The 19,367-nt window shown below is 71.9% G+C and carries 14 protein-coding genes; 11 read left to right on the top strand and 3 right to left on the bottom strand.

Annotated elements, in window-relative coordinates; all coding sequences use genetic code 11:
• Positions 1-6: 6 nt before the first annotated feature.
• From ACFVFR_RS03810 to ACFVFR_RS03770, 9 genes are all read left to right on the top strand, one after another.
• Positions 7-2,142: an ATP-binding protein gene (locus tag ACFVFR_RS03810; RefSeq protein WP_383697805.1), complete on the top strand. Its 2,136-nt coding sequence runs from the start codon at positions 7-9 to the stop codon at positions 2,140-2,142.
• A gap of 179 nt (positions 2,143-2,321) precedes the next feature.
• Positions 2,322-4,181, top strand: a complete 1,860-nt coding sequence (locus tag ACFVFR_RS03805) for a PucR family transcriptional regulator (RefSeq protein WP_383697803.1) — start codon at positions 2,322-2,324, stop codon at positions 4,179-4,181.
• 663 nt (positions 4,182-4,844) lie between these two features.
• Positions 4,845-6,305: an aldehyde dehydrogenase family protein gene (locus ACFVFR_RS03800; protein WP_383697801.1), complete on the top strand. Its 1,461-nt coding sequence runs from the start codon at positions 4,845-4,847 to the stop codon at positions 6,303-6,305.
• A 447-nt stretch (positions 6,306-6,752) separates the two neighbouring features.
• Positions 6,753-8,042 carry a 1-deoxy-D-xylulose-5-phosphate reductoisomerase gene (gene dxr / locus ACFVFR_RS03795; protein WP_383697800.1) on the top strand — a complete coding sequence of 430 codons (1,290 nt, stop codon included), beginning with the start codon at positions 6,753-6,755 and terminating at the stop codon, positions 8,040-8,042.
• Positions 8,039-9,340 carry a M50 family metallopeptidase gene (locus tag ACFVFR_RS03790; RefSeq protein WP_383697798.1) on the top strand — a complete coding sequence of 434 codons (1,302 nt, stop codon included), beginning with the start codon at positions 8,039-8,041 and terminating at the stop codon, positions 9,338-9,340. The genes dxr and ACFVFR_RS03790 overlap by 4 nt, the downstream gene beginning before the upstream one ends.
• Before the next feature lie 429 nt (positions 9,341-9,769).
• Positions 9,770-10,924, top strand: coding sequence for a flavodoxin-dependent (E)-4-hydroxy-3-methylbut-2-enyl-diphosphate synthase (gene ispG, locus ACFVFR_RS03785; protein WP_383697797.1), 1,155 nt, complete (start codon positions 9,770-9,772; stop codon positions 10,922-10,924).
• A 118-nt stretch (positions 10,925-11,042) separates the two neighbouring features.
• Positions 11,043-11,888 (top strand): GNAT family N-acetyltransferase, encoded by an 846-nt coding sequence (locus tag ACFVFR_RS03780; protein WP_383697795.1) that lies wholly within the window; start codon positions 11,043-11,045, stop codon positions 11,886-11,888.
• Between the two features lie 32 nt (positions 11,889-11,920).
• Positions 11,921-12,490, top strand: a complete 570-nt coding sequence (locus ACFVFR_RS03775) for a GNAT family N-acetyltransferase (protein WP_383697793.1) — start codon at positions 11,921-11,923, stop codon at positions 12,488-12,490.
• 383 nt (positions 12,491-12,873) lie between these two features.
• On the top strand, positions 12,874-14,586 hold the full coding sequence (locus tag ACFVFR_RS03770) for a proline--tRNA ligase (protein ID WP_383697791.1): 1,713 nt from the start codon (positions 12,874-12,876) through the stop codon (positions 14,584-14,586).
• A gap of 228 nt (positions 14,587-14,814) precedes the next feature.
• Here the strand turns inward: ACFVFR_RS03770 and ACFVFR_RS03765 are convergent, their stop codons facing one another.
• From ACFVFR_RS03765 to ACFVFR_RS03755, 3 genes are all read right to left on the bottom strand, one after another.
• Complete coding sequence (locus ACFVFR_RS03765; RefSeq protein ID WP_383697790.1) at positions 14,815-15,765, bottom strand: aminoglycoside phosphotransferase family protein; 951 nt, start codon at positions 15,763-15,765, stop codon at positions 14,815-14,817.
• Positions 15,766-16,223: 458 nt separating this feature from the next.
• Positions 16,224-16,790 (bottom strand): ferritin-like domain-containing protein, encoded by a 567-nt coding sequence (locus ACFVFR_RS03760; RefSeq protein ID WP_383697789.1) that lies wholly within the window; start codon positions 16,788-16,790, stop codon positions 16,224-16,226.
• Positions 16,791-17,038: 248 nt separating this feature from the next.
• Positions 17,039-17,599 carry a hypothetical protein gene (locus ACFVFR_RS03755; protein ID WP_383697787.1) on the bottom strand — a complete coding sequence of 187 codons (561 nt, stop codon included), beginning with the start codon at positions 17,597-17,599 and terminating at the stop codon, positions 17,039-17,041.
• 207 nt (positions 17,600-17,806) lie between these two features.
• Here ACFVFR_RS03755 and rimP point away from each other — a divergent pair, with 207 nt between their 5' ends.
• Positions 17,807-18,322, top strand: a complete 516-nt coding sequence (gene rimP, locus ACFVFR_RS03750; protein WP_383697786.1) for a ribosome maturation factor RimP — start codon at positions 17,807-17,809, stop codon at positions 18,320-18,322.
• A gap of 2 nt (positions 18,323-18,324) precedes the next feature.
• Entirely contained in the window at positions 18,325-19,311 is a 987-nt protein-coding gene (nusA, locus tag ACFVFR_RS03745; RefSeq protein WP_383697784.1) for a transcription termination factor NusA, read from the top strand.
• The last annotated feature ends 56 nt before the right edge of the window (positions 19,312-19,367 follow it).

Genomic DNA, 19,367 nt, shown 5'->3' with positions numbered 1-19,367 from the left:
GCTCCGATGGTCGGCCCGCCTTCCGGCGGCCTGCCCCAGGCCGGAGAGCAGCCGTATCCCGCCGGCCTGCCAGGCAGTGCACCCACTCCACCGATGCCGCCCGTGCCGGCGAGGCCGGCGACGGCGCCGGCAACGCAGCACCCGTTCCTGGAGTGGCTTCGTACGCCGCGTCGCGTCACGGAGCCGGGCATCTGGGCGTACGGCTATCGCCCCAAGCCTCCGGAGGAGCCGGATCGGATTCCCATGCCGCGGCTGGTGGGCGGGGCGGTGATCGCCTTTCTGTGTGCCTGGTTGGTCTGGGAGCTTCTGGAGAACCGTTATCTGGGCAACTATTGGCGCCTTCCTTTGTTGCTGCTGACACCTGACTCATGGTGGGACGGGCACCCATCGACGACGGCAGCTTGGGCTGCGCAGATCTACCGTCTGCTGGTCTGGGCAGCGCTGGCCCTCATCTTCGGTCGCGTAGGCCACTGGCCTGAACTCCTCCGCCGCCTCTTCGCCCCGTTGCTCCGTGCCGCGCAGGAGCACAGCAGCGACCCCTCCCGGCCTCCCGCCGCCCCCGAAGCCGACCCGGCCGAGTGGCCGGAGCTGCGGCAGGCCGGAGCGAGAGACGCCGCGGACCGGTTGGCGTACGACGCGCGGGCGGGGCTGATGAACGACGTGGATCACGCACGGATCACACGGGCTTGGACCTTCGCACGAACGCAGCCCGCCCAGGTGTCGGCCTTCACCGACACCGTGTTGCGGCACGGGGCCGCCGCGTGCGCGCACCCCTCCGGGGCGCGGGACCTGCCCATGCGGGTGGCCCGTCACGACTTGGCCGTGCAACAGGTGCGGCTGGGTACCGCCGTCGACGACCCACGCAATCCGTACCAGCATCGCGGCGTCGGCCTGGCCCTCGACCCCGGGGCGTTGGGCACCTCCCTGCTGGCGGTGGGGCCGCCGGGGGCAGGTAAGACGGCGCGGCTGGTGGGCCCCGTCGTGGAGGCGCTGTGCCTGCAGGCGCTCGCGGGGCAGGCCGCGGTCGTGGTCGTCGGGGCCGCCGGCGCCGGTCTTGGGCCGGACGAGGCGTTCGACGTCGTGGTGAAGATCGGCCGAGCGGACTCGGCGTACGACCTTGATCTGTACGGCGGCGCTACGGACGCGGACGAGGCGGGCGGCATGCTGGCCGAAGCGCTGCTCGGTGACCTGACGCTGACGCTCCCCGGTGGGGAGAGTCAGCGCGCCAGCACCGCCATCGCGCAACTCCTCGGGCCCTTCCGCGCGGGGCACGGCCGCTTCCCGTCCGTTCCCGAGCTCCGCGAGCTCCTGGAGGGCTCGTCCACGGCCCTGCTGGCGCTCCGTAAGGTGCTCGAGGCGACCGGCCAGCAGGCGCAGGCCCGGGAGCTCGACGCCCGTGAGCGGCAGGCGGCCCGCTCCGGGGACATCGGCGCCGTGCTCGCCGAGCGGCTCGCGCTTCTTGACCGCCCCGCCTTCGCGCCGTTCTTCAAGACCGACGGGGCCAGCCGCCCCTTCTCGCTGCGTTCGTTGGAGCACCCGGTGCGCGTGCGCATCGACCTTCCGGAACGGGGCTACGCCGAGGCGTCCCGACTGCTGGCACGGCTCGTCCTGGCGCAGTTCGCCGAGAGCGCCGTCAGCCGTACCGACCGCTCCCTGTTCGCCTGCCTCGTCCTCGACGACGCCTCGCACACCATCACCCCCGAGGCCCTGCGGGCCCTCCAGCGGCTGCGGTCGGCCCACGCGGGCGCCGTCCTGACCCTCCGCACGCTCGACGACGTCCCACAGTCCCTGCGCAGCGCCCTGCTGGGCGCGGTGGGCTGCCGCATGGCGTACGCCGGACTGACGACGTGGGACGGGGCGCACTTCGCCGAGGTGTGGGGCAAGGAATGGGTGGAGACGCGCGACGTCACGGACCGCCAGATCATCTCGGACGAACCACTGACCAAGGTGCTGCACTTCATCCGCCGGGTCGCCACCGGCAAGGCCGCCACCGCCCAGTCGGTGACCGTACGGACGGTGGAGCGCGAGCGCTGGTCGGCGTCCGAGCTCGCGCACGCCGTACCACCCGGGCACGCCGTGCTCTCGCTGACGTCCGTACGCGGCCCCAGCGCGCCCCCCGTGCTGGTCAACCTGAACGGCTGACCGCTCCCCGCCCAGCGGCGACCCGGGGCGGGCGCGCGCACCGTGCCCGCCCCCTACCTCACACGAGATGCCTGCGCTTTCCTCCATTGAGGCAGAATCGGAAGGAGCCGTTCGTACGGGACGGCGCACTCTTCGCGTCACGCCGAAGCGAAGCCGCCCGAAGCCGCAACGAAGGTGCCATGCCTCCCACGCTCGCCTCACTCGTCCACCACTCCACCCTCAAACTGACCGTGCTCGCGGGTGGGGACCGGCTGGACACACCCGTGCGCTGGGCGCACGTCAGCGAGCTGCCCGACCCCGTGCCGTACCTGGACGGCGGTGAGCTGCTGCTGATCACCGCGATGAAGCTGGACGCCGAGAACCCGGAGGCGATGCGCCGCTACGTACGGCGTCTGGTCACCGCGGGGGTCGTCGGCCTCGGCTTCGCCGTCGGCGTCAACTACGAGGAGCCCCCGTCGGCGCTCCTGCAGGCCGCGAGCGAGGCCGGCCTGCCGCTGCTCGGCGTTCCGCGCCGCACCCCCTTCATCGCCATCAGCAAGGTCGTCTCGGCGGCCATCGCCGCCGACCAGTACCGCGCTGTGACGGCCGGCTTCGAGGCGCAGCGCGAGCTCACCCGCGCCGCCATCGGCGACGAGGGCCCCGCAGCCCTGTTGGCCAAGCTCGCCGCCCATCTCAACGGTTGGGCGGCCCTCTACGACGCCTCCGGCGCCCTGATCGGCTCCGCACCCGACTGGGCCGCGCGCCGGGCGGCGAGTCTCAGCGCTGACGTCGAGCGGCTCCGCGGCAGGCCCGCACCCGCCAGCGCCGTCGTCGGGGGCGCCGAAGCGGGGGGTGACGAGGAGGAGGTCGCCGATCGGGTGGAACTCCAGACGCTGGGCATCGGCCGGCGCACCCGAGGCATCCTCGCCGTGGGTACGGGGGCCCCGCTGGGCACCGCGGAACGCTATGCCGTGCACTCCGCCGTCGCCCTGTTGACCCTCACCACGGAGCGCTCCCGCGCGCTGCACGAGGCCGAGCAGCGACTGGGCGCGGCACTGCTACGCATGCTGCTCGCGGGCGAACCCGACCACGCGCGGGCCGTGGCCGGCCAGCTCTACGGCGACCTGCTCGACGTCCCCTTCCGCGTGCTCGTCGCCGAAGGGCCGACCACCACGACCACCGTGGCCCCGCCGGCGCCCCGTGTCGTCGACGCGGACGCCCCACTCGCCGCGCCTGTCGCGGGGCAGGGGCAGGACGCCCCGCGTACCGAACCCGACGCGTCAGGCGAGACCCGTGCGGCGCGGCATGGCGCGGTGGCGCCCATCGCCGCGTCAGCGTCGGGCGAGGCTCCACACGGGGCGGTCCGCCCGCTGGCTCCCGGCCCCGCTCCGGCGCCCACGGACGGTGTGCCGGCCGCCGCCCCAACCGATCCGCTCGGCTCTCTCGTGGACACCATCGAGACGGCAGCGGCCCGCACCGGCGAGGCGGTGCTCATCGTCCCGGACGGGGCGCGGCTGATCGTGCTGGCCACCGACGGCGGAGCCGCCGTCACGGCGTGCGCGGAGCACGCCGAGGCCGCCGAAGCACGTCGCGGCGGAACGGCGCGCCCCCGTGCTCGAAGCGGCGCACACACCGACGACGGCCTCGTCATCGGTCTCTCCGCTCCCGCGGGCCCCATCGCGGCGGCCTCCGCCTACCGACAGGCCGAGCAGGCGCTCTCCGTCGCACGGCGCCGGGGCCGCGTACTCGTCGAGCACGAGCAGGTCGCCGCCGGGTCGGTGCTACCGCTGCTCGCCGACGATGCCGTACGGGCCTTCGCCGACGGCCTGCTCCGTGCCCTGTACGACCACGACGCGACGGGGCGGGGCGATCTCGTGGCGAGCCTACGAGCGTGGCTCTCCCGCCACGGCCAGTGGGACGCCGCCGCTGCCGAACTCCGGGTTCATCGGCACACGCTGCGCTACCGCATGCGCCGTGTCGAGGAGATCCTCGGCCGCTCACTCGACGACCCCGACGTCCGCATGGAACTGTGGCTGGCCCTGAAGGCCACCGGGGCGTAGCGAGCGCGGCCCACACCCCGATCAGAGCCCAACGGGGCGTCCGTGAGGCCGTGGCGACGGAGGGCCCCGCCTCTTTGCCGCGCCCCTGCTCTCCGGCCACGTTCTCGCGAGTACGGCGCGGACACCGATGGCGCCCCGTCGTCCCGAACCACACCCGACGGCCGCGCTCGTAGGCCGCCCGCCGCGCCGCCTCCTGCCCGTGCGCTGCGTACGGTATGCCGTGTCGTGCGGCACCCAAGCGCCGTTGTCCCCGTGCCCCGTGCCCCGTGCCCCGTGCCCCGTGCCCCGTGCCCCGTGCCCTGTCGTCCTCCCTGCTCTCGCTCCGCACCACGTCCGCCCGCGTGGTGCGCGGAGAGGTGTCGTTCTCCGCACGTGCCAATCCGGCACGCCACACACGAGCAGTGCTACGAGTCGGACAAACGCCGGGCGACTGGTTCGCCCCTACGGTGGGGGCAGAGCGTGTGTCAGTTCTCCGGTAAGCGAGCTGCCCAGGGTGTGGAGGTTTTGGGCCGGCCCGCGCCGTCCGGCGGTGCCGCGAGACGCGCGGGTCAGCCGGTGTCGGCCGCCCGTCCCGTCGCCGGCCCGCTCGCGCACGCTCCGCGACATCGCCGCACCACCACCAGACCGCATCACCTCCACCAATCGGAAGGGCCGGGGTTCGCTGTGTCAGTCACTCAAGAATCTGCCACCCACGCTTTCTGGCTCGCTGGCCGCGCGGCGACCGGCGAGGACACCTTCGACGTCACCTCCCCCTGGGACGGCCGTCTCGTCGGCACCGTGAGCGTTCCCACCGAGACGCAGGTCGAGGAGGCCGTGGCCGCCTCCGTGGCGGTGCAGGCCGAGTTCGCGGCGACTCCCGCGCACGTACGGGCCGCCGCTCTCGACCACGTGACAAAGCGCCTCAGCGAGCGGGTCGAGGAGATCGCCCAGCTCATCTCCGCGGAGAACGGCAAGCCCATGAAGTGGGCCCGCGGCGAGGTGGGGCGGGCCATCTCGGTGTTCCGGTTCGCCACGGAGGAGGCGCGCCGGTTCAACGGTGGCGAGTCCCAGCGCCTGGACACCGACGCCGGCGGGGTCGGCCGGCTGGCGCTCACGCGCCGCTTCCCGCGCGGCACCGTGCTGGGCATCGCCCCGTTCAACTTCCCGCTGAACCTCTGCGCGCACAAGGTCGCCCCCGCGATCGCCGTCGGCACGCCGATCATCCTGAAGCCGGCTCCCGCCACTCCGCTGTCGGCGCTGCTGCTCGGCGAACTGCTGGCCGAGACCGACCTGCCGGCGGGGTCGTGGTCCGTGTTGCCGGTGCCCAACGACCGCATGCCCGCACTGGTGCGGGACGAGCGGCTGCCGGTCATCTCCTTCACCGGCTCCGACAAGGTCGGCTACGCCATCATGGAGTCGGTCCCTCGCAAGCACTGCACGCTGGAGCTGGGGGGCAACGGGGCAGCCGTCATCCTCCCCGACTTCGCCTCCGAAGCGGACCTCGACTGGGCCGCGACCCGCATCGCGACGTTCTCCAACTACCAGGGCGGCCAGTCCTGCATCTCCGTCCAGCGCGTGATCGCGGACGCCTCGCTCTACGAGCGCCTTGTGCCCAAGGTCGTGGCGGCCGTCGAGGCACAGATCACGGGCGACCCCTCGGACGAGGCCACCGAGGTCGGCCCGTTGGTCAGCGAGGACGCCGCGAAGCGCGTCGAGTCGTGGGTCGAGGAGGCGGTACGGAGCGGAGCGACACTGCTGGCCGGCGGCAAGCGTGACGGGGCCTCGTACGCGCCGACGGTCCTCGCCGACGTGCCCGCCGACGCCACCGTCGCCCGTGAGGAGATCTTCGGGCCCGTCCTGACGCTCCACCGGGTCGACGGCGAGGCCGCGGCCTTCCAGGCCGTCAACGACTCCAAGTACGGCCTGCAGGCGGGTGTCTTCACGCACGACACCCGTGCCGCGTTCCGCGCGCACCGCGCGCTTGAGGTCGGTGGCGTCATCATCGGCGACGTTCCCTCCTACCGCGCCGATCAGATGCCCTACGGTGGCGCCAAGCAGTCCGGTGTCGGCCGTGAGGGCGTCCGCTACGCCATGGACGACTACACGTACGAGCGCGTCATGGTGTTCACCGGCATCGACCTGTAGACGCCCACCTCCAGCGCTGACCTGACGCCGAGAGGCGACCAGGCAGCCGCGACCGGAGACGACCAGGACGACGCAGGCGGCGGTCGGAGCGCAGCATCGCGCTCCGATCGCCGCGCCATGCGTGTGGGCTGCGGGGCGGGACGGCGGTTCCGCCCCAAGGTCTCGTTTCCGTCGCGTCGGCACCGTAGACCGTGCCCCACACGCCCTCCGGGCGGTTCGCCCCGTCGCCCCGTCGCCCCGTCGCCCCGTCGCCCCGTCGCCCCGTCGCCCCGTCGCCCCGTCGCCCCGTCGCCCCGTCGCCCCGTCGCCCCGTCGTCTCTCGTGCGCCGTACGGCCGCCCCCAGCTCGCGCCCCCGTCGACCCCTGGTCCGGCCGTTCGCCGCCATGACAGAGTCCTACTAGGGGTGCGCCGCCCAAATCCCCCGGTGGAGCGGCCACAATGGGGGGATGACGGACTCCCTCGCCTCGCCGCACCAGCCCTTCGCCGCTGCCATCGACGCCTCCGTGGACCCGGACGCGCCGCGCACCATCGTGATTCTCGGCTCGACGGGCTCGATCGGCACCCAGGCCATCGATGTCGTGCTGCGCAACCCCGACCGGTTTCGGGTCACGGGGCTGTCCGCCGCGGGCGGGCGGGTAGAGCTGCTCGCGGAGCAGGCACACCAGTTGCGGGTCCGTACGGTCGCCGTCGCGCGACAGGACGCCGTGCCCGCGCTCCGTGAGGCGCTGCGGGCGCGGTACGGGACGGAGTCGCTGCCCGAGATCCTCGCGGGGCCCGACGCGGCCACGGATCTCGCCGGCAGTGCATGCCACTCCGTGCTCAACGGCATCACCGGTTCCATCGGCCTGGCCCCCACGCTGGCCGCGCTGAAGGCCGGCAGCGTGCTCATCCTCGCGAACAAGGAGTCCCTGATCGTCGGCGGCCCGCTGGTCAAGGCCGTGGCCAAGCCGGGGCAGATCGTGCCGGTCGACTCCGAGCACTCGGCGCTCTTCCAGGCCCTGACGGGCGGCACCCGGGCCGAGGTGCGCAAGCTGGTGGTCACGGCCAGCGGCGGGCCCTTCCGCGGTCGCAGCAGGGACGAGCTGACGGCGGTCACGCCGCGCCAGGCCCTCGCCCACCCCACCTGGGACATGGGCCCCGTCGTCACGATCAACTCGGCGACCCTGGTCAACAAGGGGCTGGAGGTCATCGAGGCCCACCTGCTTTTCGACATTCCCTTCGACCGCATCGAGGTCGTCGTCCACCCGCAGTCGTACGTGCACTCCATGGTCGAGTTCACCGACGGTTCGACGCTCGCCCAGGTCAGCCCGCCCGACATGCGCATGCCGATCTCGCTCGGCCTGGGATGGCCGGACCGTGTGCCCGACGCCGCGCCGGGCTGCGACTGGACGAAGGCGTCGACGTGGGAGTTCTTCCCGCTCGACACGGAGGCCTTCCCCTCCGTCGCACTGGCCCGTCACGTGGGTGACCTGGGGGGCACCGCCCCCGCCGTGTTCAACGCGGCCAACGAGGAGTGCGTGGACGCGTTCTTGGCCGAGCGACTGCCCTTCACGGGGATCGTGGACACCGTGGCCGCCGTGGTCTCCGAGGGACTGGCCTCAGGCGCCGTGAAAAAGCGCAATGATGGAACCTCGCTCTCGGTGACTGACGTCCTGGAAGCGGAGACATGGGCGCGCGCCCGCGCCCGGGAACTGGCCGCACGGGCGGCGAAGGCAACATCGGAGGTACGCGCATGACGACCTGGATGACGATTCTCGGGATAATCGTCTTCGTCGTCGGCCTGCTCTTCTCCATCGCCTGGCACGAGCTGGGACACCTCTCGACAGCCAAGCTGTTCGGCATCCGGGTGCCGGAGTACATGGTCGGCTTCGGGCCGACGATCTTCTCGCGCAGGAAGGGCGAGACCGAGTACGGCGTGAAGGCCATCCCGCTCGGCGGCTACATCCGCATGATCGGAATGTTCCCGCCAGGTGACGACGGCAAGGTCACGGCGCGCTCCACCTCGCCGTGGCGCAGCATGGTCGAGGACGCCAGGTCCGCCGCGTACGAGGAACTCCAGCCGGGCGACGAGAAGCGGCTCTTCTACACGCGCAAGCCGTGGAAGCGCGTGATCGTCATGTTCGCCGGGCCGTTCATGAACCTGGTGCTCGCTGTGGCGATCTTCATCGGCGTGATGATGACCTTCGGGGTCAATACGCAGACCACCACCGTCGGATCCGTCTCCGAGTGTGTGATCCCGGCCTCGGCCAACACCGACACCTGCCCCAAGGACGCCAAGGACTCGCCAGCCAAGGCGGCGGGTCTCCTGCCGGGCGACAAGATCGTCGCGTTCAACGGCCGGCCGACCCCGGACTGGCAGACCCTCCAGCGTGACATCCGCGACACCACGGGGCCCGCGACCATCACCGTGGAGCGCGACGGGGCCCACCGGACGCTGCGCGCCGACCTGATCAAGAACAAGGTCGCCAAGTCGGACGGCGACGGCGGTTACGTACGGGACCAGTACGTCACCGCGGGCTTCCTCGGGTTCGCACCGGCCACCGGCGTCGTACAGCAGTCCTTCGGCGAGTCCGTCGAGCGTATGGGCGACATGGTGGAGTCCGGTGTCGAGTCGCTGGTAGCGCTCCCGTCCAAGGTCCCCGACCTGTGGAACGCGGCCTTCGGCGACGCCGAGCGCGAACCCGACTCGCCGATGGGCGTGGTGGGCGCCGCGCGGGTGGGAGGCGAGGTCTTCAACCTGGACATCCCGCCGGAGCAGCAGATCGCCACGATGCTCTTCCTGGTGGCGGGCTTCAACCTCTCGCTGTTCCTGTTCAACATGCTGCCCCTGCTGCCGCTGGACGGCGGGCACATCGCGGGCGCCCTGTGGGAGTCCGTACGACGCAAGGCGGCGCGCGTCTTCCGGCGCCCCGACCCGGGCCCCTTCGATGTGGCCAAGCTCATGCCAGTCGCGTACGTCGTCGCCGGAATCTTCATCTGCTTCACCCTGCTGGTGCTCATCGCCGACCTGGTGAACCCGGTGACCATCACCTGACCTGCCCGGGGCGGGCGTCAGCACGCGCCGCCCCGCACGCGGCGCGCCCCGGCCCAGCCCTGTCGCGCCCTTCCGCCTCCGCCGCCGCGGCCGAGCGTGGGAGGGCGCCGTCGCTGTCGCGGAGGGCCGGGCCGTACGCCAGCGGCCCCGGCTCCCTGCTGCGTGCCTGGTGAGAGCGTGGACCGGTGCGTACAGGGCGCGGTGGCCCGGCCAGGGCGGCGTGGCGGATGCCACTGATGTTGATCTTTCGGTCGGCTGACGCCCGGGCCACGAACGAGCGAAGATCTGGCGTGGCGTATTCGTCCTGCTATCACCGATCGTGTGAGGTTAGAGGCTGGGTGCGCTGTACGTGGGCCAGGTGACGTAATCTCGAAGACCGGAGCCCGCCGATCTCGGGACCTCGTTACACACCTTGGGGTTGCTCGTCACATGACTGCGATTTCGCTTGGAATGCCTTCCGTTCCGACCAAGCTTGCTGACCGTAGGGTGAGCCGCCAGATTCAGGTGGGCTCGGTGCCTGTGGGTGGTGATGCTCCGGTGTCCGTGCAGTCGATGACGACGACGTTGACGGCTGATGTGAACGCGACGTTGCAGCAGATCGCGCAGTTGACGGCGTCGGGGTGTCAGATCGTGCGGGTGGCGTGCCCGTCGCAGGATGACGCTGAGGCGTTGGCGGCGATCGCGAAGAAGTCGCAGATTCCGGTGATCGCGGATATTCATTTTCAGCCGAAGTACGTGTTCGCGGCGATTGACGCGGGGTGTGCGGCGGTGCGGGTGAATCCGGGTAATATTCGCCAGTTTGATGACAAGGTGAAGGAGATCGCGCGGGCGGCTTCTGATGCGGGGGTGCCGATTCGGATCGGTGTGAACGCGGGGTCGTTGGATAAGCGGTTGTTGGCGAAGTACGGGAAGGCGACGCCGGAGGCGTTGGTGGAGTCGGCGTTGTGGGAGTGCTCGTTGTTCGAGGAGCACGGGTTTCGGGATATCAAGATCTCGGTGAAGCACAACGATCCGGTGGTGATGGTCAACGCGTACCGTTTGTTGGCGGCTCAGTGTGACTATCCGTTGCATTTGGGTGTGACGGAGGCGGGTCCGGCGTTTCAGGGGACGATCAAGTCGTCGGTGGCGTTTGGCGCGTTGTTGGCGGAGGGGATTGGCGACACGATTCGGGTGTCGTTGTCGGCTCCGCCGGCGGAGGAGGTGAAGGTGGGGATTCAGATTTTGGAGTCGTTGAATCTGAAGCCTCGGCGGTTGGAGATCGTGTCGTGTCCTTCGTGTGGTCGGGCGCAGGTGGATGTGTACAAGTTGGCGGATGAGGTGACGGCTGGGCTTGAGGGGATGGAGGTGCCGTTGCGGGTGGCGGTGATGGGGTGTGTGGTGAATGGTCCGGGTGAGGCGCGTGAGGCGGATCTGGGTGTGGCGTCGGGGAACGGTAAGGGTCAGATCTTTGTGAAGGGTGAGGTCATCAAGACCGTGCCGGAGTCGAAGATCGTGGAGACGCTGATCGACGAGGCCATGAAGATCGCCGAAGAGATGGAGCGCGACGGGGTGCCCTCCGGTGAGCCCGAGGTGTCCGTGAGCTGACGCTGTCGGATACTGCCGTGTTCCCGGTTGCGGGGGTGCGCCGTGGGGGAGCGAGGTACAGTGCGGAAACCGAGTCCCCTGTGGCCCGTAGGCCCGCAACCACGAGGCAAACCGACACGTGCTGACGACGACCACCACCAGGGTCCTTGAGCCGGGCGAGCTCGACGCGGCGCTCGCCGTCCTCGACCGTGACCCGGTGGCCAACGCCTTCGTCGCCGCCCGGGTCCAGACGGCAGGTCTGGACCCATGGCGGCTCGGGGGTGAGATGTGGGGTTGGTACGCCGGCGGCCGGCTGGAATCGCTGTGCTACGCCGGCGCCAACCTCGTCCCCATCTGCGCGACCCCCGATGCCGTGCGCGCCTTCGCCGACCGCGCGCGCCGCTCGGGGCGTCGCTGCTCCTCGATCGTCGGCCCCGCCGAGGCCACCGCTGACCTGTGGTCCCTTCTGGAGCCGAGTTGGGGTCCGGCCCGCGAGGTGCGCGGCCACCAGCCACTGATGATCACCACGACGATGCCGACGAACGTCACCCCCGACCCGCTGGTACGTCGCGTCCGCAAGGACGAGATGGAGGTGATCATGCCCGCGTGCGTGGCCATGTTCACCGAGGAGGTCGGCGTCTCACCGCTGGCGGGCGACGGCGGCCTGCTCTACCAGGCGCGCGTCGCGGAACTCGTCGGCTCCGGTCGTTCCTTCGCCCGAGTCGAGGACGGACAGGTCATCTTCAAGGCCGAGATCGGCGCGGTCACGCAACGGGCCTGCCAGATCCAGGGCGTCTGGGTCGCTCCCGAGTACCGGGGACGCGGTCTGTCGGAGATCGGCATGGCCGCCGTGCTCGGCTACGCCCTGCGCGAGGTGGCCCCGGTCGTCAGCCTGTACGTCAACGACTTCAACGCCGCGGCCCGGGCCGCGTACCGGCGCGTCGGCTTCCGCGAGGTCGGCGCGTTCATGAGCGTTCTGTTCTGACTCCGTCCGGGCCGGCCAGTAGGGTGCCGCTCATGTCACACCCCGCAGCGGGACCGCCCTCAGCCCCCCGAGACGTCACCATCGGGCCCCTCGACCTCGCGGCCCGGGTGGACGAGGCGCTCGCCGTCCAGGCCCTGGCCTTCGGTCTCACGGACGACGAGATCCGGGTGCGGCACCACATCGTCCTGCGGCACCTCGCCACACCGGGCGCGCGTGCGTTCGGGGCCACCACCGAGACCGGACGTCTCGTCGGGTTCGTCTACGGTCTGCCGAACCACCGCTCCTACTGGTGGTCCACCGTCGTCGCCCCCTACCTCCGCACCGCGGGCTACGAGGACTGGCTGGACGACAGCTTCGTCATCACCGAACTGCACGTTCACCCAGCCCACCAGAAGCACGGCATCGGCCGGGCACTGATCACCATGCTCACCGACGGGGCCGCCCAACCCCGCAGCATCCTCTCCGCCATCGACGCGGAGACCCCCGCCCGGGGCCTGTACCGCGACCTGGGCTACCGCGACCTGGCCCGCCCCGTGCACTTCCCGAGCGCCCAGAGCCCGTACGTCGTGATGGGTGCACACCTGCCGCTGCGGCAACGGTGACGGGCCGGCCACACTGCCTGGCGTGTGGCGCTCGGCCCGACCAGGCAACGGAGCTGTGCGCTCCGAGGCGCGCGACAGGGCGCGAAACGCGATGCGTCACCGGACGCGTACGGGCGGACGCTCCCGCTGGGGCACGGGGCACGGGGCACGGGGCACGGGGCACGGGGCGGCGCCTCTGTTCCGGGGACGGCTGGCTCGACCCGGTGTCATGGTCTCGTGGGGCGGGCGTAGGGCGCTGCCGGCGCCGTGAGTGACATCAGACCCGCGGGCGTACGTGCGCGGGCGCGTATGGGGGAGGCGGGGCGTCGGGGCGATCCATTTCCACGCCGCGACCGGCTGCGGCTAACCTCTCGCTCACCGCACCTCGCACGCAGGAGATCCCCATGGCCCATGCCGTCAACGTCCAGCGCATGTCCACGATGCTGCTCAAGACACTGCGCGACGACCCGGCCGATGCCGAGACCGCCAGCCACAAGCTGCTCGTCCGCGCCGGGTACGTGCGGCGTACGTCGGCGGGGATCTGGTCCTGGCTGCCACTGGGCAAGAAGGTGCTGGACAACGTCTCCCGCGTGGTGCGCGAGGAGATGGACGCGATCGGTGCGCAGGAGGTGCTGCTTCCCGCGTTGCTGCCGCGAGAGGCGTACGAGACCAGTGGGCGCTGGGAGGAGTACGGGGACCTGCTCTTCCGGCTCAGGGACCGTAAGGGTGCCGACTACCTCCTCGGGCCGACGCACGAGGAGATCTTCACGCTCACGGTCAAGGACCAGTGCACGTCGTACAAGGACCTGCCGGTGATCGTCTACCAGATCCAGACGAAGTACCGGGACGAGGCGAGGCCGCGTTCGGGTGTGCTGCGGGGGCGCGAGTTCCAGATGAAGGACTCGTACTCCTTCGACGTCACCGACGAGGGGCTGGCCGAGGCGTACCGACTGCACCGCGAGGCGTACACGCGGATCTTCGAGCGGCTGGGCCTGGACTACCGCATCGTGTCGGCGATCTCCGGGGCGATGGGCGGCTCGGCCTCGGAGGAGTTCCTGGCCCCCGCGGCGGCCGGTGAGGACACCTTCGTGGACTGCCCAGCCTGTGACTACGCGGCGAACACCGAGGCCGTCACGTTCCCCGCCCAGCCGGCCGGGGACGGAGCCGCGCACGGCCCCGTCCAGGAGCTGGACACCCCCGACACCCCCACCATCGAGGCCCTGGCCGCGCACCTGGGCGTCTCCGCCGGCGCGACGCTGAAGAACCTGCTCGTCAAGGTGGACGGCGAGATCACGGCGGTAGGCGTGCCGGGCGACCGCGAGGTGGACCTCGGCAAGCTGAGCGAGCACCTGGCGCCGGCGACCGTCGAACTGGTCACCGCCGAGGACTTCGCCGACCGGCCCGACCTGGTGCGCGGATACGTCGGCCCGCAGGACATGGCGGGCAAGGCGTTCCGCTACATCGCCGACCCGCGGGTCGCTCCCGGCACCGCCTGGATCACCGGCGCCAACAAGGCCGACACGCACGCGCGCGACGTCGTCTGCGGCCGGGACTTCGAGGTGGACCAGTACCTGGACGTGGTCGTGGTGGAGCCGGGCGACCCCTGCCCCGTCTGCGGCACCGGCATCGCACTCGACCGTGCCATCGAGATCGGTCACATCTTCCAGCTCGGCCGCAAGTACGCCGACGCCTTCGAGTTCGACGTACTCGGCCAGCAGGGCAAGCCCGTGCGCGTGACCATGGGCTCGTACGGCATCGGCGTCTCGCGCGCCGTGGCGGCGCTGGCGGAGCAGACCCACGACGGCGCGGGGCTGTGCTGGCCGCGCGAGGTGGCGCCGGCCGACGTACATGTCGTCGCGGCTGGCAAGGCCCTCCAGAACGAGCTGGCGTTGGAGATCGCGGAGCGGCTGGGCGGCGCGGGCGTGCGCGTGCTGGTGGACGAGCGGCCCGGGGTCTCGCCCGGCGTGAAGTTCACGGACGCGGAACTCATCGGCGTGCCGACCATCCTGGTCGTCGGTCGCGGCGCGGCCGACGGCGTGGTCGAGCTGAAGGACCGGCGGACGGGTGAGCGCGAGGAGCTCTCCATCGACGAGGCGGTGGCCCGCCTCACCGCCTGAGGCCACCTGCCCGAACGAACGCCGGCGAGGTCACCACGCTCCGTGCGGCCCCTCGGCGTTCGCCTTGCGCGACCCCGCCCCGACCTCGTACGCGTCGTCGGGGCACGGGGCACGGGGCACGGGGCACGGGGCACGGGCCACGGGGCCACGGGGCCACGGGGCCACGGGAGACCCTCTGTACGGGGCGGGCCGGAGAGCGAGGCCAGCGCCCCGTACGGGCACGGGCGGCTACAGCCAGCTCGCGAACTCCAGGAGCAGCTCCCCCTCGTCGCGCTCACCCCGGGAGAGACGACGGACACCGGCCGCTACGGAGCGGAACAGGGCCCAGCCGCGCAGCCGGTCACGGTCCAGCTCCAGCGAGTCGGCGAGCTTGTTGACGCGCCGGCGGGCTGCGTTGGAGGCGCCGGGGAGCGCCACCAGGGTGTCGAGGCGGTCCCGAGCGAGCCAGGCCAGGTCGTACGCCCGCTCACCGACCACCGGCTCGGGAGCGATCGCGAGCCACGGAGACCGATCGCCGGCGAGTACCTTGCCCTGCTGGTAGTGGCCGTGCAGCAGCAGCGTTTCGGGTGGGGCGGCGGCGAGCTCGGTGTGCGCGGCCAGCGCTCCGTCGATCAACGGTCTGACGTCCGCCGTCCACGGTTGGTCGCGTGATGCGCGTAGCGCCGCGACCTGGTGGGCGGTGTGTTCGGATACGGACGGCAACGAGTGAGCCGCCGGGGCCGGTACCCACAGTCGCCGTACCGTTTCCGCCGCCTCCAGGATGGACTTCGGCTCCGGTAGCGAGCGCAGGCTCACTTCACCGTGCAGCCGCTCCAACAGCAGGGCCCCCTCGCCGCGCTTGCTCCGTAGCACCTGTACGGCGCCCGAGCCGGCCCAGTGCGTGAGCGCCGCCGCCTCACGCTCGGCCCGCTCCGTGCTCGCGCCCAGCTTCAGCACAGCCGGGGCCCCGTCTGCCTGGCGCACCAGTACCAACAGGCTTCCGCAGCCGCCTGGCGCCAGGACCCGGTCGGCGGTCAGCTCCCAGCGCCTCAGGAGGCGCTCAACACGCTCGGGCACCGTCGCCAGCCAGTCCCGCCCCGTCTCGCCGCGCTCGGCCTCGACGGCTCGGGCCAGGCGTCGCGGCGGTTCGAGGGAAACGCCTGCGGGCCGCGAGTCACCCTCGTGCGGTGTTGTAGCCATTCCCGAGCTGTCCCTTTCCCTTGGCCTGCGGTATCGCATGCGTGCCCACCACCGGTGGCGCCGCACACGAACGAAGCGCTCTGTCGACTCATCGACCCCGCGGTCGTGAGCCGTCAGTCTGCCTTGCTCCGCCGTCCGCCCCGTGCGCGCGTCCCTTCCGGCCGCGTCAGCTCTCCTTCAGTGACACTTGGCGTGTCCCGTGTCCCGTGTCCCGTGCCCCGTGCACGAGTGCCGCCCTGTGCTCCGCGTGCTGAAGCCGCAGGCCCGGCGCCTGTGTCGCGGGCCGGCGGTGTGGCTGTCGCGCCCAAGCCGGGCGGGAGGTGAGGCCGTCGTGGTGGGTCGGGCAGTGGGTAGGGGAGCGGTGGGCCCGTAGCCGAGCGTGGCGAGGTCGGCTGGCTCCTTGGAGCGCACCTCCCGCTCACGGAATCTCTCGCGGGCAAAGGCTCGCGGGCGCTGTGTCATCGGGTGTCGGCGGTGCCGCTGGCGGCGGGGGACGGGGCGCCACCGGCGGTCCGCTCGGCGAGGCCGGGGAAGGCTACGCCGCTACCGCGCCAACGCACCGCCCTGACCGCCGCTTCGCGCAACGCGGCTGCGGCTTCGCGGCGCGCCCCGCCCGCGGTGGCCCGCACCAGGTCGGCGTAGACGGCGCAGAGTCGGGCTTCCACCTCGCCCGCGAGCCGGGCCGCGGCCGTGGCGTCCGGCACCGGGAAGGGCAGGGCGTAGGCAGCCGCGGAGCTGACCGGTTCGCCCCCCAGAGCGCGTACGGCGCGCTCCAGGGTGTCCCGACGGGCCCGGTGCGCGGTCAGGCTCTCGCGAGCCTCAGCCAGCCGCTGATCCTCGATCCGCCCGCCCACGACGCCGTATCCGTAGACGGCTGCGTGCTCAGCCGCCAAGGCCGCCTGAGTGGCGCCTAGCGCGGGCCCGGTCGACGCGGCGGCGCCCCGTTCACCGTCCCCGCCCTCCGTGGTGCCTTCGGTCTCGTCGAGGCCGTCGGCCCCAGCCGCACGCTGCCAGGTCCTGCTCATGTGGGCGACCTTCCTGCCGTGTCCCGTCCGCTGCGCGGTTCGTCTCGTCACTGCCTTGCGGTCCGGCGGGCCCGCACGTCACGTTCTGGGTGCCCCGTGCCCCGTGCCCCGTGCCCCGTGCCCCGTGCCCCGTGCCCCGTGCCCCGTCGGTACCGCCTGCCGGGCCCGCGCGCGGTGCCCCGGCGTGGCCAGCGGGGGCAGCAGTCCGCCCTCGTACGGTGACGCGCTCGCGACAGGCCGTGACGCGGTCACGTTCGACTCTCGGCCAGCAGGTAGGCGTGTGCCGCGCCGCTGGCGGCCACGGAGGCGAGGAGTCGGGCGAGTTCGGGTGAGGCGGCGGCCAGGGCCGTGGTGCGGGTGTCCGATGTGCGGCGCTCCGCCGTGGCCAGCGCGGTCAGCGCGGCGCGAGGGTCCCGGGGCACCTCGACGGCACGCGGCGGGCTGCTGCCCGAGGGAGTGGCGGAGACGGACGGTGCGGACGACGGCGCCGACGAACCGAGCGCCTCCGCGTGTCGAGCCACCTCGCCACGGAGCGGACGGAGCCGGCTGGCCAGATCCGGATGTGCCCTGGCGGTCGCGTCGTAGCGAGCCAGCAGGGTGAGCGAGTCGCGCGCGGCCTGGGCGCGCAGGCTTTCGTCGGCCGAGGCGCGACCGTCCGAGTCGGCCCCGTCGTCCGCCCCGTCGGAGCAGCCGGCCAACAACGCGCCGATGCCGACGACCCCGACCGCGCCACCGGCGAGGGCGAGCAGGCTGCGTCTGCGCGGGCCCGTGGGACCCGGCGAAGTTCTCGTGAGCGACACGTTCCTCATCCCCTGCTCGTGATCACCGCAGGCGAGCGTACCCACCGCGACCGTCGGAGCAGTGCCGCCCCCGCCGCAGGCCACCCCGTACGGCTCGCACGACGGGGCCGGCGTACGGCCCCAGCCGCCGAATCGTCAGCCCGTGGCGGGAACAGCTAGGCTTTGACCGACACGCGACGTTCCCACAACAGCACACGCGGCCGAGGAGTCACCCGGATGAGCACCACCCAGAGCGAGAGGCTGCGCGGACTACTGGCACCGCTTGTCAGCGCGCGGGACCTGGATCTGGAAGAGGTCGAGGTGACACCGGCCGGGAAGCGGCGTGTGCTCCGTATCGTGGTCGACTCCGATGACGGCGTGCAGCTGGACGCGTGTGCGGAGCTGAGCCGAGCGGTCTCGCAGGCCCTGGACGACGCGGACGTCATGGGTGGCGCCCCGTACGTCCTCGAGGTCACCTCGCCCGGCGCCGACCGGCCGCTGACCGAGCCGCGCCACTACCGCCGTGCCATCGGCCGCCTGATGAAGGCGCAGCTCGTCGAGGGCGGGGAACTGGTCGCCCGGATCGTCGCGGTCGACGACGACGGGCTCGACTTGGAGGTTCCGGGCGTGAAGGGCCGCAAGCCCACGGAGCGCAGGCTGGCCTTCGGCGAGATCTCCAAGGCACGCGTGGAGATCGAGTTCAATCGCAAGGCCAGTGAGCAGAAGAACGACGAGAGCCAAGAGGAGGCGTAGCCGTGGACATCGACATGAGTGCCCTGCGGGGTCTGGTGCGGGAGAAGGAGATCTCGTTCGACCTGCTGGTCGAGGCGATCGAGGCGGCCCTCCTCATCGCGTACCACCGCACCGAGGGCAGCCGCCGCCAGGCGCGCGTCGTGCTGGACCGACAGACCGGTCACGTGACCGTGTGGGCCAAGGAGGACGCCGCTGACCTGGCGGACGCGCAGGAGGGGGCCGAGCCGCAGGAGTTCGATGACACTCCCTCCGGGTTCGGCCGGATCGCCGCGACGACCGCGAAGCAGGTCATTCTCCAGCGGCTGCGGGACGCCGAGGAGGAAGTGACCTTCGGGGAGTACGCGGGGCGTGAGGGCGACGTGGTCGCGGGCATCGTCCAGCAGGGCAAGGACCCCAAGAACGTGCTGGTCGACATCGGCAAGCTGGAGGCCATCCTGCCGGTGCAGGAGCAGGTCCCCGGCGAGGAGTACACGCACGGCACGCGCCTGCGCACCTACGTCGTACGCGTCGTCAAGGGCGTGCGCGGCCCCTCGGTCACGCTCTCGCGGACCCACCCCAACCTGGTGCGCAAGCTCTTCGCGCTGGAGGTGCCGGAGATCGCGGACGGCTCGGTCGAGATCGCGGCCATCGCCCGTGAAGCGGGGCACCGTACGAAGATCGCCGTCCGCTCCACGCGGTCCGGGCTCAACGCCAAGGGCGCCTGCATCGGCCCGATGGGCGGACGGGTGCGCAACGTGATGGCCGAGCTGCACGGCGAGAAGATCGACATCGTCGACTGGTCGGACGACCCCGCGGACCTGGTGGCCAACGCGCTGTCGCCGGCCCGGGTGAGCAAGGTGGAGATCGTGGACCTGTCGGCGCGTTCCGCGCGCGTGACGGTGCCGGACTACCAGCTCTCGCTCGCCATCGGCAAGGAGGGCCAGAACGCCCGCCTCGCCGCGCGCCTGACCGGCTGGCGCATCGACATCCGCCCCGACACCGAGCAGTAGCTGGCCGGCGGAGGTCGAACACCGAGCCCCGCGACCACGGGGCTCGAACCTCTGCG

The sequence above is a fragment of the Streptomyces sp. NPDC057702 genome, assembly GCF_042799315.1.
Lineage (GTDB): Bacteria > Actinomycetota > Actinomycetes > Streptomycetales > Streptomycetaceae > Streptomyces.
This window is presented reverse-complemented; position numbering and strand designations above follow the sequence as displayed.